This is a genomic window from Pseudomonas sp. G11 (assembly GCF_029457515.1).
GTDB classification, from domain to species: Bacteria; Pseudomonadota; Gammaproteobacteria; order Pseudomonadales; family Pseudomonadaceae; genus Aquipseudomonas; species Aquipseudomonas gorinensis.
On the sequence record NZ_CP120377.1, the window covers coordinates 7,222,487 to 7,236,187 of the forward strand.

The 13,701-nt window shown below is 61.8% G+C and carries 11 protein-coding genes; 1 reads left to right on the plus strand and 10 read right to left on the minus strand.

What is annotated here, in order from left to right; all coding sequences use genetic code 11:
- The first annotated feature begins 50 nt into the window (after nt 1-50).
- On the plus strand, nt 51-950 hold the full coding sequence (locus P2T68_RS33335; RefSeq protein WP_024077745.1) for a LysR family transcriptional regulator: 900 nt from the start codon (nt 51-53) through the stop codon (nt 948-950).
- A 241-nt stretch (nt 951-1,191) separates the two neighbouring features.
- On the opposite strand, the gene P2T68_RS33340 is transcribed toward P2T68_RS33335, so the two are convergent.
- The 10 genes from P2T68_RS33340 to bioB all read right to left on the minus strand — a co-directional run bounded on the left by P2T68_RS33340 (nt 1,192) and on the right by bioB (nt 13,675).
- Nucleotides 1,192-2,970 carry an acyl-CoA dehydrogenase C-terminal domain-containing protein gene (locus P2T68_RS33340; protein WP_277378826.1) on the minus strand — a complete coding sequence of 593 codons (1,779 nt, stop codon included), beginning with the start codon at nt 2,968-2,970 and terminating at the stop codon, nt 1,192-1,194.
- A gap of 122 nt (nt 2,971-3,092) precedes the next feature.
- A complete protein-coding gene (locus P2T68_RS33345) occupies nt 3,093-4,862 on the minus strand; it encodes an acyl-CoA dehydrogenase C-terminal domain-containing protein (protein WP_277378827.1) in 1,770 nt (589 codons plus the stop codon).
- A gap of 90 nt (nt 4,863-4,952) precedes the next feature.
- Nucleotides 4,953-6,242, minus strand: coding sequence for a GGDEF domain-containing protein (locus P2T68_RS33350; RefSeq protein ID WP_041161035.1), 1,290 nt, complete (start codon nt 6,240-6,242; stop codon nt 4,953-4,955).
- 202 nt (nt 6,243-6,444) lie between these two features.
- Entirely contained in the window at nt 6,445-8,250 is a 1,806-nt protein-coding gene (locus P2T68_RS33355; protein ID WP_024077749.1) for a phenylacyl-CoA dehydrogenase, read from the minus strand.
- A gap of 450 nt (nt 8,251-8,700) precedes the next feature.
- A complete protein-coding gene (locus P2T68_RS33360; RefSeq protein ID WP_024077750.1) occupies nt 8,701-8,982 on the minus strand; it encodes a hypothetical protein in 282 nt (93 codons plus the stop codon).
- 104 nt (nt 8,983-9,086) lie between these two features.
- Nucleotides 9,087-9,767, minus strand: a complete 681-nt coding sequence (gene bioD, locus P2T68_RS33365; protein WP_150295704.1) for a dethiobiotin synthase — start codon at nt 9,765-9,767, stop codon at nt 9,087-9,089.
- Nucleotides 9,764-10,576, minus strand: coding sequence for a malonyl-ACP O-methyltransferase BioC (gene bioC / locus P2T68_RS33370; protein WP_024077752.1), 813 nt, complete (start codon nt 10,574-10,576; stop codon nt 9,764-9,766). Before bioC ends, bioD begins: the two co-directional genes overlap by 4 nt.
- Entirely contained in the window at nt 10,569-11,300 is a 732-nt protein-coding gene (locus P2T68_RS33375) for an alpha/beta fold hydrolase (protein ID WP_024077753.1), read from the minus strand. Before P2T68_RS33375 ends, bioC begins: the two co-directional genes overlap by 8 nt.
- Nucleotides 11,293-12,474, minus strand: coding sequence for an 8-amino-7-oxononanoate synthase (gene bioF / locus P2T68_RS33380; protein ID WP_024077754.1), 1,182 nt, complete (start codon nt 12,472-12,474; stop codon nt 11,293-11,295). The genes P2T68_RS33375 and bioF overlap by 8 nt, the downstream gene beginning before the upstream one ends.
- Nucleotides 12,475-12,619: 145 nt before the next feature.
- The gene (bioB, locus tag P2T68_RS33385; RefSeq protein WP_168232764.1) at nt 12,620-13,675 is read right to left on the minus strand and encodes a biotin synthase BioB; all 1,056 of its coding nucleotides are present in this window, start codon (nt 13,673-13,675) and stop codon (nt 12,620-12,622) included.
- Nucleotides 13,676-13,701 lie beyond the last annotated feature (26 nt).

Below are 13,701 nucleotides of genomic sequence, written 5' to 3' on the forward strand. Positions count from 1 at the left end.
GGCGGCTAACGGCCATTTCGATTTTCCAGCTTTTTCGATAAGAAAGACTTATGGATTTCAAGCAACTGCGTTATTTCGTCGCGGTATATGAAGAAGGCCACGTGGGCCGTGCCGCTGAACGCCTGTCGATCTCCCAACCGGCGCTGTCACAGCAGATTCGCCAACTGGAGCAGAACCTGGATGTCAGCCTGTTCGAGCGCAGCAGCAAGCGCCTGTTACCGACACTCGCCGCCCATACCTTGTACAACCACGCCCTGCCTTTGATCGACGGTATGCAGCAAGCCGTCGAAGCCTTGCGCAACTTCAAGGGCCAGGCACTGCGCACCTTGGCCATCGGCGTCCTGCAAACCGTGCACACCAGCCTGGTGCCGCAGATGCTGGAGCGGGTGCGCAAGGCCCAACCCCACCTGGTGGTGCAGATCTACGAATTGACCGGGATTGAGATTGAACGGCGGCTGCTCAACGGCTCGCTGGACATCGGCATCAGTTACCTGCCGCCACGCCAGCCGGGCCTGCACGGTGTGCTGTTGTATGAAGATGAACTGAAAGTGGTGATCCCCGAGGATCACCCCCTGCGCGAATTCAAGAAGGTCTCGCTGAAACAGGCGGCCGAATTACCGATGTTGCTGCTGGGAGAAGAGTTTCAGGTTCGACAGATCTGGCAGGGCCAGTTGGCTAACCTCGGGCGGCGCCCGCAAGTGCAAGCGGAGCTCAATACCATGGTGGGGATTCTCGACAGCCTGCCCCATACCAAACTGGCGACCGTCTTGCCGGGCCGTTCCCAGGATGAACACAACAGCCAGTCGCTGCTGTGGAAGCCCTTGAGTGAACCCAGGGTGCCGCTGAAAGTGGGCCTGGTGTGCCGCGATGTGCAGCGTCAGCAGGCGACGATGGCGTTGCTGCGCACCTTGCTTGAAGACGTGATGAATGCCCCGCTGGCCCAGCCCTGAACTCAGCGCCCCCGACTTTTTCGCGGGCAAAAGAAAACCCCGCCGAAGCGGGGCTTTGCAGACTGTTTCCCTGACATCCATTTCACTCCGCCATCCTGGCAGAATCCTACGTGTCCGTGTTGTTGCTTTGCGCTTCCTGCGCGACGTCCATGTGAAGTAGATTATCCGTGGATCCAATTTGGCGATAGAGGACGAATAGCGGCACGTCATGTAAGAGAATGCTTACACGCCCTCCACCCCCTTAGAACTGCGCTTCATCCAGCAAAAACAGCGATTCGCTACCGGCTTTTACAGACGCACTCAGTGAGTGAATCCGCGGCAACAGACGGGCAAAGTAGAACCGTGCAGTGCCCAGCTTGCTGGCGTAGAAGTCTTCCTGCGCCTCTTTGCCCAACGCGGCCTTGGCCATCAATGCCCACATATAGGCATAGGCCATGTATCCAAATGCATGCAGGTATTCCACCGAGGCCGCGCCGATTTCATTCGGGTTGGTCTTGGCGCGGTCCAGCACCCAGGCGGTCAGGTCGTCCAGGTTATCCACCGCCGCGTTCAGCGGCTTGGTGAACTCGGCCAACTCAGGGCCTGCGGTGGCGGTGAACTGGCGAATCTCATCGGCGAACAAGGTGTAGAACGCACCGCCGCTGCCGACGATCTTGCGCCCCATCAAGTCCAACGCCTGAATACCGTTGGTGCCTTCGTAGATCTGGGTGATACGCACATCGCGCACCAGTTGCTCCTGGCCCCATTCACGAATGTAGCCGTGGCCGCCAAACACTTGCTGGCCGAGCACGGCGGTTTCCAGGCCCAGGTCGGTGAGAAACGCCTTGGCGACGGGGGTCAACAGCGCCACCAGGTTGTCGGCACGCTCGCGGGTGGCAGCGTCTTCACTGAACTTGGCGATGTCCAACTGCGTCGCCACGTAAGTGGAGAACGCACGGCCGCCTTCGTTCGAGGCTTTCATGGTCAGCAGCATACGGCGCACGTCGGGGTGCACGATGATCGGATCAGCCACCTTGTCCTTGGCCTGCGCCCCCAGGGGCGAACGGCTCTGCAAGCGGTCACGCGCATATTCGATCGCGTTCTGGTACGAGCGCTCGCCGGACGCCAGGCCCTGGATACCCACCCCCAGGCGCTCGTAGTTCATCATGGTGAACATCGCTGCCAACCCACGGTTAGGCTCGCCCACCAGGTAGCCGACCGCTTCGTCGAAGTTCATCACGCAGGTCGCCGACGCCTGGATACCCATCTTGTGTTCAATGGAACCGCAGCTCACCGGGTTACGCGCACCCAGGCTGCCGTCGGCGTTCACCATGAACTTCGGCACCAGGAACAGCGAAATGCCCTTGGGACCGGCCGGCGCATCCGGCAACTTGGCCAGCACCAGGTGGATGATGTTTTCCGTCAGGTCGTGTTCACCACCGGTGATAAAGATCTTGGTACCGCTGACTTTGTAGGACCCGTCCGCATGAGGCTCGGCCTTGGTCCGGATAATGCCCAGGTCGGTGCCGGCATGGGCCTCGGTCAGGCACATGGAACCGGCCCACTTGCCGGAGTACATATTCGGCAGGTAGGTGGCCTTGAGCGCCTCGCTGGCATGGGTGTTGATCGATACACAGGCGCCCGAGGTCAACATCGGGTACAGGCCGAACGCCAGGCTCGACGAGTTGATCATCTCTTCGACCTGGGCCGACACGGCCTTGGGCATGCCCATGCCACCGAAGATCGGGTCACCGCCGACACCGACCCAGCCACCTTCCGCGTAGGTTTTGTACGCCTGGGGGAAACCCTCCGGCGTGGTGACGACCGTGTCCGCCCAGTGGCAACCCTGTTCATCGCCACCACGGCTGAGCGGGGCGATGGATTTGGCGGTGACTTTGCCGGCCTCTTCAAGGATCGCCTCAACGGTTTCGGCATCTACGGTGTCTGCCAATGCCGGCAATTGGGCCCAAGTTTTGGCGACCTCAAAAACTTCGTTGAGGACGAAGCGCATATCACGCAGCGGCGCTTTGTAATCAGCCATGGCAAACCTCGTGAGAACGTGAAAAGTGATTCGATAGGATCGGTTTTACAGGCTCCGAGTGTACCCGAACAACTTTTCAGACACATAGGGTCCACTTGTGACTGATTGGTATTTTTAAGTCATCACAACGCAAATGCCTCCGCAGACAGACTCATCAGGCAGTCACTGCCGGCTTCCACGGCCGCCCGATGGGTCGCAGTACGTGGCAGCAAGCGCTTGAAATAGAAGTCGCAGGTGGCCAGCTTGGCTGTGGCGAAGTCGCTGTCGCCCTGTTCCAGCGCTGCAATCGCCATACGCAGCCACAGGTAGGCAAGGATGACGTAACCGCTGTACATCAGGTAATCCACCGCAGCGGCGCCCACTTCGTCAGGGTTTTTCATCGCGGCCATCCCGACCTGGGTGGTCAGCTCGCCCCATTCCTGGTTCAGTTGATTGAGCTGCAGCACATAGCCTTTGAGCTGCGCATGCTCGGCATTCGCCGCGCAAAACTTATGCACAATCCTGGTAAAGCCGCGCAGCAGCTTGCCCTGGCTGCCCAACACCTTGCGCCCCAGCAGGTCGAGGGCCTGGATGCCGTTGGTGCCTTCATAGATCGGCGCAATCCGCGCATCGCGTGCCAGTTGCTCCATGCCCCACTCACGAATGTAGCCATGGCCGCCGAATACCTGCATGCCGTGGTTGGTCACCTCCAGCCCGGTATCGGTCATAAAGGCTTTGCAGATCGGCGTCAGGAACGCCAGCAGGTCTTCAGCCTCCTGGCGCTGGCCGGCGTCGCGGCTCAGGTGCGCGGTGTCGAGCAGTTGCGCGGTGAAATAGGTCAGCGCCCGGTTGCCCTCGTTGAACGCTTTCATGGTCAGCAACATACGGCGTACATCGGGGTGCACGATGATCGGGTCGGCGGCTTTTTCCGGCGCCTTGGCGCCGGTGAGCGAGCGCATTTGCAGGCGGTCGTTGGCGTACTTGATCGCACCCTGGAAGCTCGCCTCGCCGTTACACAGGCCCTGCATGCCGGTCCCCAGGCGTGCATGGTTCATCATGGTGAACATGCAGTTGAGGCCCTTGTTCGCCTCGCCAATCAAAAAGCCCCGGGCGCCGTCAAAGTTCAGCACGCAGGTGGCCGAGCCCTTGATGCCCATCTTGTGCTCGATGGAGCCGCAATGCACGGCGTTGCGTTCACCGGAATCGGCATGAAACTTGGGCACGATAAAGAGGGAGATGCCCTTGGTGCCCGCTGGCGCATCCGGCAGCTTGGCCAGCACCAGGTGGATGATATTGGCGCTCATGTCGTGTTCACCGGCCGAGATGAAAATCTTGCTGCCGGTGACGGCGTAGCTGCCATCCGCCTGGGGCACGGCACGGGTCTTGATCAGGCCCAGGTCGGTACCGCAGTGGGCTTCGGTCAGGCACATGGTGCCGGTCCATTGGCCGGCGGTGAGTTTGCTCAGGTAGGTGGCTTTCTGTTCCTCGGTGCCATGGGCGTGGATCGCCGACATCGCGCCGTGGGTCAGCCCCGGGTACATGCCCCAGGAGGTGTTACTGGAGCCGATCATTTCGCTCAGCACCAGGCCCAGGGATTGCGGCAAGCCTTGGCCTCCGTAGGCGGGGTCTGCCGCCACGCCGTGCCAGCCACCTTCCACGTACTGGGCGAAGGCTTCCTTGAAACCTTTGGGCGTGGTCACCACGCCATTATCGAAATGGCAGCCTTCTTCATCGCCACTGCGATTGAGCGGTGCCAGCACGTTCTCGCAAAATTTCGCACCTTCTTCGAGGATCGCACTGACCATGTCCGGGCTGGCGTCCGTCGCGCCCAGCGCGGCGTAGTGGCCGTGGAAGTCGAACACGTGGTCGATCAGAAAGCGCATGTCGCGCAGGGGAGCTTTGTACTCAGGCATGGCAATGTCTCCGGCAGCAGATGATTTCAACCTACTGCCGGCCAGCGCCCCGGACAATCACTGTAGAGCCGCTGAATACACCACCATCACTCAACCGGCAGCGCTCTCCATGCGCACAGCGCCGCGGCGGGTTTGCCCGGCCGCGACCACGCAATTACGCCCGGCGCCCTTGGCGGCGTAGAGCGCCTGGTCGGCGGACTTGAGCACCTCTTCGGGCGTGCGCTGCTCAGCCTGGCGCTCGGCCACGCCGATGCTGACGGTCACCGAGACACTTGAGGCGCCACTCCCCGCCCGGCGTTGACGGCCCTGCTGATCGTCCTGGGGCCGGTCTGAGTGGCGCAACTTGATGTCGTAGTCGGCGATGATCTCGCGAATTTCCTCCAGGTGCGGCATGCACTCGTCCAGGGTCTTGCCGGCAAATACCACGGCGAACTCTTCACCGCCGTAACGGTAGGCACGCCCACCCCCATTGACCTTGGACAGTTTGCTCGCCACCAGGCGCAGCACTTGGTCCCCCACATCGTGGCCATGGGTGTCGTTGAAACGCTTGAAGTGGTCGACGTCGCTCATGGCCAGCACATAGTTGCGCCCCAGCCGCTGCATGCGCTCGTTGAGGGCACGACGCCCCGGCAGGCCGGTCAGCTCGTCACGGAAGGCCATTTGATAGGCCTCGTGGGCGACACCGGCAGCGATCATCAGCATCACTTGGCTGCACATGATGTTCAGGGTAAACGGCAGGATAAATGTCTGCGGCAGCATCCAGAACATCCCCAGCAGCCCGACCATCTGCGCCGCATGCAGCGGCCGCGGCTGGTACCAGTACTGCGCCGCCAGGGTCAGGAAACCAATCAGGAACATCGGGTACGACAGCTGGATCAGGCTCATCCAGGTGCCATGCAACGCCGGCCAGCGAATTTCGGCCAACCAGTTGAGCAGCGCCTGGGGATAACTTTGCTCAAGAGCCAGGGCCACGCTGCCTACCGCCAGCAACACAGCACCACGTGCGACAAAGTCGCGGAACAGGTGGGTCTTTTCTTGCCACAGGGCATAGACGCTGAACAACACGGGCAACAGCAGGCAACACAGGTGGAACACCACCGCCGCGTCTTCGCGAACCCGGCCATTGTCTCGGTAGAAATCGGTCTGGGTGTCGAGCAGGAAGTAGACGATGTACACCGTGATCATCAGGAACAGTTCACGCTGGCGCCGATAGACCGCGCAATACGATCCGCCGAGCAACAGCACCAGGGTCGGCAACACGTTGAACAGCGAAGTGAAGAAGACGTTGAGGTCCTTGACGTACGCAGCCGAGAGCCCGGCCAGCAATAGCAGCAACGAAGGAAAGAAATGACTGAAACGTACTGCGGACACGCGTGACAAGGGTAAAACTCCGACCCGCAAAAAAGATGGCACAGTGCCTTCACGCGAACAGTTAAGCACAACCTGCCCGACATGTATCACATTGCCATCACTGTAACGGCAGCTCGACGCAATCCCTGAGCGCAACGCTGCGTTTTTTATCGTCGAAAAAAAACCGCCGCTCCCGAAGGAAGCGGCGGCCCTGAAGTGAACCCGGTAAGGCTTAGTAAGCCAGGCCGAAGTCCTCTTCTTTCATGTCCATCAGGTTGTTGGCGCCCGACAGCATGGTGGCTACGTGGGTGCGGGTGCGCGGCAGGATGCGTTGGAAGTAGAAGCGCGCGGTCTGCAGCTTGGCGGTGTAGAACGCTGCCTCGCTGGTACCGGCAGCCAGTTTCTCGGCGGCCAGGCGGGCCATGTCGGCCCAGAAGTACGCCAGGCACGCGTAACCGGAGTACATCAGGTAGTCCACCGAAGCAGCACCGACCTCTTCACGGTCTTTCATCGCCGCCATGCCGACCTTCATGGTCAACTCGCCCCACTCTTTGTTCAGCGCAGCCAGTGGCGTTACGAATTCCTTGACGGCTTCGTTGCCTTCGTTGGCCTGGCAGAACTTGTGGACGATCTTGGTGAAGCCTTTAAGTGCTTCGCCCTGGGTCATCAGCACTTTACGGCCGAGCAGGTCCAGCGCCTGGATACCGGTGGTGCCTTCGTACAGCATCGAAATGCGGCTGTCGCGAACGTTCTGCTCCATGCCCCACTCGGCGATAAAGCCGTGGCCGCCGTAGATTTGCACACCGTGGTTAGCCGATTCAAAACCGACTTCAGTCATGAACGCCTTGGCGATCGGGGTCATGAACGCCAGCAGGCCATCGGCCTGTTTCTTGGCTTCGTCGTCGGTGCCGTACTTGACGATGTCCACTTGCTTGGCGGTGAAGTACACCATCGCACGGTTGCCTTCAGCGAAGGCTTTCATGGTCAGCAGCATGCGGCGCACGTCAGGGTGCACGATGATGGGGTCGGCCGCCTTGTCCGGCGCTTTCGGGCCTGTCAGGGAACGCATTTGCAGGCGATCACGAGCGTATTTCAGGCCGCCCTGGAAACCGATCTCGGCGTGGGCCAGGCCTTGCAGCGCGGTGCCCAGGCGAGCGGTGTTCATAAAGGTGAACATGCAGTTCAGGCCTTTGTTCGCCGGGCCGATCAGGAAACCGGTGGCCGCGTCGAAGTTCATCACGCAGGTGGCGTTACCGTGGATGCCCATCTTGTGTTCCAGGGAACCACAGGTCACGGCGTTGCGTGCACCGATCGAGCCATCGGCATTGGGCAGGAACTTGGGCACGATAAACAGCGAGATGCCTTTGGTGCCCGCCGGTGCATCCGGCAGGCGGGCCAGTACGATGTGGACGATGTTATCGGCCATGTCGTGCTCACCGGCCGAGATGAAGATCTTGGTGCCGGAGACTTTGTAGGAACCGTCGGCCTGAGGTTCGGCCTTGGTACGCAGCATGCCTAGGTCGGTACCACAGTGAGGCTCGGTCAGGCACATGGTGCCGGTCCATTCGCCCGACACCAGTTTGGTCAGGTAGGCGTCTTGTTGCTCGGGGGTGCCGTGCTCGGAAATGGTGTTCATCGCACCATGGGACAGGCCGGGGTACATGCCCCACGACCAGTTGGCTTCACCGACCATTTCGCTGACAGCCAGGCCCAGGGATTCCGGCAGGCCTTGGCCACCATGCGCCACGTCGTGGGCCAGGCTTGGCCAGCCGCCTTCGACGAACTGTTTGTAGGCTTCTTTGAAACCAGCAGGGGTCTTAACGCCTGACTCGCTCCAGGTGCACCCTTCGATGTCACCCACGCGGTTCAACGGTGCCAGCACTTGCTCACAGAACTTGGCGCCTTCTTCGAGAATGGCGTCAACCATGTCCGGGGTAGCGTCCTGGCAAGCCGGCAGGCTCTGATAGTGCGCTTCATAACCAAGCAGTTCGTCACGAACGAAGCGAATATCACGCAAGGGGGCCTTGTAGTCAGGCATAGCGATAAACCTCTGCTGATGTATCTGGAATGAACAACCGCGTGGATTTGTTATGGCGGTCAAACAGGTGTTTGAAACATACGTTTACGACCTGGGGTTGTCAAGCGTCCACCCGACACCGTTTGTCCTGATGCAGGTTATGGGCAGACACGGCCACGCCTGCGGCGGGATGCCACATCAGAAGGATATGCAGAAAATTCAGAGGGAAGGCATGTGGCAATGCGGGGCTTATTGTGGCGAGCGGGCTGGTTGTGGCGAGCGGGCTTGCCCCGCGTTGGGCTGCGCAGCAGCCCCAATAAATCTGAATGCGGTGTATCAGGTATTATCAGGGTGGTTGGTTTTGGGGCCGCTTCGCAGCCCAACGCGGGGCAAGCCTGCTCGCCACAACAAGCCCGCTCACCACAGCGGGCCCGCTCGCCACGAGGGCCCGCGCGTAGAGGGGGTCAGGGATTAAGCGAAGGTATCGATCAACGTGCCGAGCATTTCGTCCGAAGCCTTGGCGACTTTCGCGCCGAGTTCCACTTGAAACTTGCCTTGCGCCATTTCCACCATGTTGCTCGCCGAATTGGACGGCTGGGCGCGGGCGTTGGCACGTAGAAGGTCTACCTGCGCATCCGAGGGCTGGGTTGTCGCGGCGCTGGCAATCTTGCCGGCGGCCTGGTCGACACGGCTTTGCCCGGCCTGAATGGTGCTCAAGCCTGAATAAAACGCACTGCTGCCAGAGATTTCCATGGCGTGGCCCTGCTAAGAGAATCGTGAAGTTGAATTGAAGCAGAGATCCTGTCAAAAGGCCCGTCAAAAACGCTAATGGCATAATGCCTTATCGATAGCCAAAATCAGTCAAGCAGGTCCAGTTGCAGGTGCTCGGCCACCGCCTCAGCACTGGCGTGCTTGAGTTTCGGCACCCGGCCCAGGCAAGGAGCGGGCAAGCGCTCGGCCAGGGTGGCGAGGTTTTCTTCCAGACGAGAGGTCTTGGGGTCGAGGATATTCGCCACCCAGCCCGCCAGGGGCAAACCGTCCCTTGCGATAGCTTCGGCAGTCAACAACGCATGGCTGATGCACCCCAGGCGCACGCCCACCACCAGGATCACCGGCAACTTGAGCGCCATGGCCAAGTCCGACAGGTTGTCCTGATCGGCCAATGGCACGCGCCAGCCGCCCGCGCCTTCGATCAAGGTGAAATCCGCTTGCCGTGCCAGGACCTGCTGCATGGGTTTGAGCAGCGACTGCACCGTCAGCGCCACACCCGCCTCTCGCGCGGCCAAATGGGGGGCAATGGCCGGTTCGAACGCCACCGGGTTGACCTCGGCATACGTCAGCGGTAACGAACACTCAGCGAGCAGCGCCAGGGCGTCGGCGTTGCGCAGGCCCTTGGGCGTGACCTGGCAACCGGAGGCAACCGGTTTGCCGGCGGCGGTGCTTTTGCCAGCCTGGCGCGCCGCGCGCAGCAGGCCGGCAGCGACGGTGGTCTTGCCGACATCGGTGTCGGTACCGGTGATGAAATAAGCGGCGCTCATAAAGGTTTCTCCAGTACGGCGTACACCACTTGGTAAGTCGCCGGCAGGCCCTGGGCCCGACGGAACCGCTCATAAGCGTTCACCAGTGCAACAATCCGCGCACGCCCCGTCAACCCTCCCGGTCGCCCAGGGTTGAGATTGTGCGCCCCCAGCGCCTTCAATTCATGGGTCAGGCTGCGCACATCCGGGTAGTGCAGCACATGGGGTTGACGCTCCAGGCTGATCACACGCAAGCCACTGGCCGCGCACAACTGCTGGTAAGCCTCGAAGGTCCGGAAGCGATTGACGTGCACCAGGCCATCCGCTGCCCGCCAGCTTTCGCGCAACTCATCCAGGGTGCCCACGCACAAGCTTGCGAACGCCAGCACGCCACCGGGCTGCAGCACTCGATACGCCTCGTTGAGCACCGCCGCGAAGTCCGCACACCATTGCACCGCCAGGCTGGAGAAGATCAGCCCGCAACCGCCATCCCGCAATGGCAGGCGCTCGGCATCGCCGGCGATGAAATGCTCGGCGCCCCCCAGAGGCCGTGCATGGTTGAGCATGCCTTCGGCAATATCCAGCGCCACGCCGTGGCTGGCGGGCCACATGCCGCCCAGCACCCGGCTGAAATACCCCGTGCCACAGCCCATATCCAGCCAGCGTTGCGGCGCCCCGGCAGACGGTAAGCGGGCCAGCAGTTCATGCCCCACCGCCCGCTGCAACTCGGCGACACTGTCGTAACTGGCCGCCGCACGGGAAAACGAGGCCGCTACCTGACGCTTGTCCGGCAAGGCGCCTGGCAGGGGAGGATGGGATAAATCAGTCATCAACGCACTCATGCAAAAAAGCCTGGATAGCCCCCGCCACGCCGTGGGGGTCTTCCAGAAGAAAAGCGTGACCGGCCTGTTCAATCAGGCCGATTTCCACATCGGGGAGCAACGCCAGCAGATCACTGGCGGCTTCGGCCGGCACCAGCCCGTCCAGGCCGGCAAACAGGTGCAACTGGGGGCCGCGAAACGCTTGCAAGGCGGCGCGGGTATCGAGTTGGGCCAGCAACTCAAGGCCTGGCATCAACACGCTGGCGGGTGAATTCGGCGCACCGCTGACCAGTAATCGCGAAAGCCCGCGTGGGTCCTCGGCACCCTTGGCGCACAACAGGCCAAAACGCTTGAGCGTGACTTGGGAATCGGCGTGGCAGCCCGCCAAAAAAGCATCGAAGGTCTCGCCGGGCATCGCATTCGGCCAGCCATCGTGGGCGACGAAACACGGGTTGCTCGCCAGAGTCAGCAGGCCGCAACAGCGCTCGCCACGCCTTGCAGCCAGCTCGGAAGCGAGCATACCGCCCAGCGACCAACCGCCCAGCCAGGCGTTGTCCGGCAGCGTGGCGTCGAGTTCGTCGAGCCACTCCTCCAGGTCGCAGGAATCCAACGCCGGCAACGGCTCGATCTGCACCTGCAAGTGTTCGTCCAGCCCACGCAGGGCGGCGGCCAACGGCTCCAGAGGGGACACGCCGAGGCCCCAGCCGGGCAACAGAATCAGTCGATCACGCATGGTCGGGCTCCGTGGCACCCAGCAAGCGGAAACACGCCTCCAACGCATTTAACAATAGCTGCACCTGCGCCTCGCTGTGGGCGGCCGTCAATGTCACACGCAACCGCGCGCTGCCGGCAGGCACGGTGGGTGGGCGGATCGCGGTGACCATCAGGCCACGCTCGCGCAGCATCTGCGACAGGCGCACGGCCTTGGCACTGTCGCCGATCAGGATCGGCTGGATCGGTGTAAAGCTGTCCATCAAGTCCAGCCCGAGCTGCTCGGCGCCCTGGCGGAACTGGCGGATCAGGCGATTAAGGTGCTCGCGTCGCCAATGCTCGGTGCGCAGCAATTCCAGGCTTTTGAGGGTGGCGCAAGCCAGCGCCGGTGGCTGGCTGGTGGTGTAGATATACGGCCGAGCAAACTGGATCAGGCTTTCGATCAGCTCCTCGCTGCCCGCCACAAACGCCCCGGCGGTGCCGAACGCTTTGCCCAGGGTACCGACCAGCACCGGCACGTCGTCCTGGCTCAAGCCGAAATGCTCGACGATCCCGCCACCGTTGGCACCCAGCGGGCCAAAGCCATGGGCGTCATCCACCATCAACCAGGCGCCCTTGGCTCTCGCTTCACGGGCCAGCGCTGGCAGGTCGGCCAGGTCGCCATCCATGCTGAACACGCCGTCGGTGACCACCAGGGTGTTGCCGCTGGCTTTCTCCAGGCGCTTGGCCAGGCTGGCGGCGTCGTTGTGCAGGTAGCGATTGAAGCGCGCGCCGGACAGCAGGCCGGCGTCCAGCAACGAAGCGTGGTTGAGGCGGTCTTCCAGCACGGTATCGCCCTGCCCCACCAGTGCGGTGACTGCACCGAGGTTGGCCATGTAGCCGGTGGTAAACAGCAATGCCCGCGGGCGACCGGTGAGGTCGGCCAGGGCTTCTTCCAGCTCATGGTGCGGCGTGGCATGGCCCACCACCAAGTGCGAAGCGCCGCCGCCCACGCCCCAACGGGACGCGCCGGCGCGCCAGGCCTCGATCACTTGCGGGTGATTGGCAAGGCCCAGGTAATCGTTATTGCAGAACGCCAGGAGGGGTTGGCCGTCGACCACCACTTCCGGGCCTTGAGGGCTCTGGAGCAGCGGGCGTTGCCGGTAAAGGTGTTCGGCACGGCGGGCAGCGAGGCGCGCGGAGAGATCAAAAGACATGCAGGCCTCGGACTGGCAGGTTCAACTCGATCAGAACAGGTGGGAGGGGTTTTTCCCCCGATAGCCATTCGTCAGTTGAAACCTAGGTCGACTGACACGCCGCAATCGGGGGTAAGCCCCCTCCCACCGTTGTTCTGCATTTCAATCAAACAACGGCGTTATAGAACTGCTCGCTGCTCTTGTGCTCCACCAGCGCCTGTTCAATCGCCGCCTGATGCACTTCATCGGCATGCTCTTCGCGGGCTTCAGGCTGGATGCCCAGGCGCGCGAACAGTTGCATGTCCTTGTCAGCCTGCGGGTTAGCGGTGGTCAGCAGCTTGTCGCCGTAGAAAATCGAGTTGGCGCCGGCAAAGAAGGCCAGGGCCTGCATCTGCTCATTCATCGCTTCACGGCCGGCCGAAAGGCGCACATGGGACTGCGGCATCAGGATGCGCGCTACCGCCAGCATGCGGATGAAATCGAACGGGTCGATGTCCTCGGCGTTTTCCAGCGGCGTGCCGGCGACTTTTACCAGCATGTTGATCGGCACCGACTCCGGGTGCTCGGGCAGGTTGGCCAGCTGGATCAGCAGGTTGGCGCGGTCGTCGAGGGACTCGCCCATGCCGAGGATGCCGCCGGAGCAGATCTTCATTCCCGAGTCCCGCACGTAGGCCAGGGTTTGCAAGCGCTCGGCGTAGGTGCGGGTGGTGATGATCGAACCGTAGAACTCCGGCGAGGTGTCGAGGTTGTGGTTGTAGTAGTCCAGGCCGGCCTGGGCCAGCGCTTGGGTCTGGTCCTGGTCGAGGCGGCCGAGGGTCATGCAGGTTTCCAGGCCCATGGCCTTCACGCCCTTGACCATCTCCAGCACGTAGGGCATGTCTTTGGCCGACGGGTGTTTCCACGCAGCGCCCATGCAGAAGCGCGTCGAGCCGATGGCTTTGGCGCGGGCAGCCTCTTCGAGGACCTTCTGCACTTCCAGCAGCTTTTCTTTTTCGAGACCCGTGTTGTAGTGGCCCGACTGCGGACAATATTTGCAATCTTCCGGGCAGGCACCGGTCTTGATCGACAGCAACGTCGACACCTGCACACGGTTGGCATCGAAATGCGCGCGGTGCACGCTCTGCGCCTGGAACAACAGGTCATTGAACGGCTGCACGAACAGGGCTTTAACTTCGGCTAAGGACCAATCGTGACGCAGGGTTGCAGTGGTGCTGGCGCTCATGGGCGATTCCTTGATTATGCTTGGGC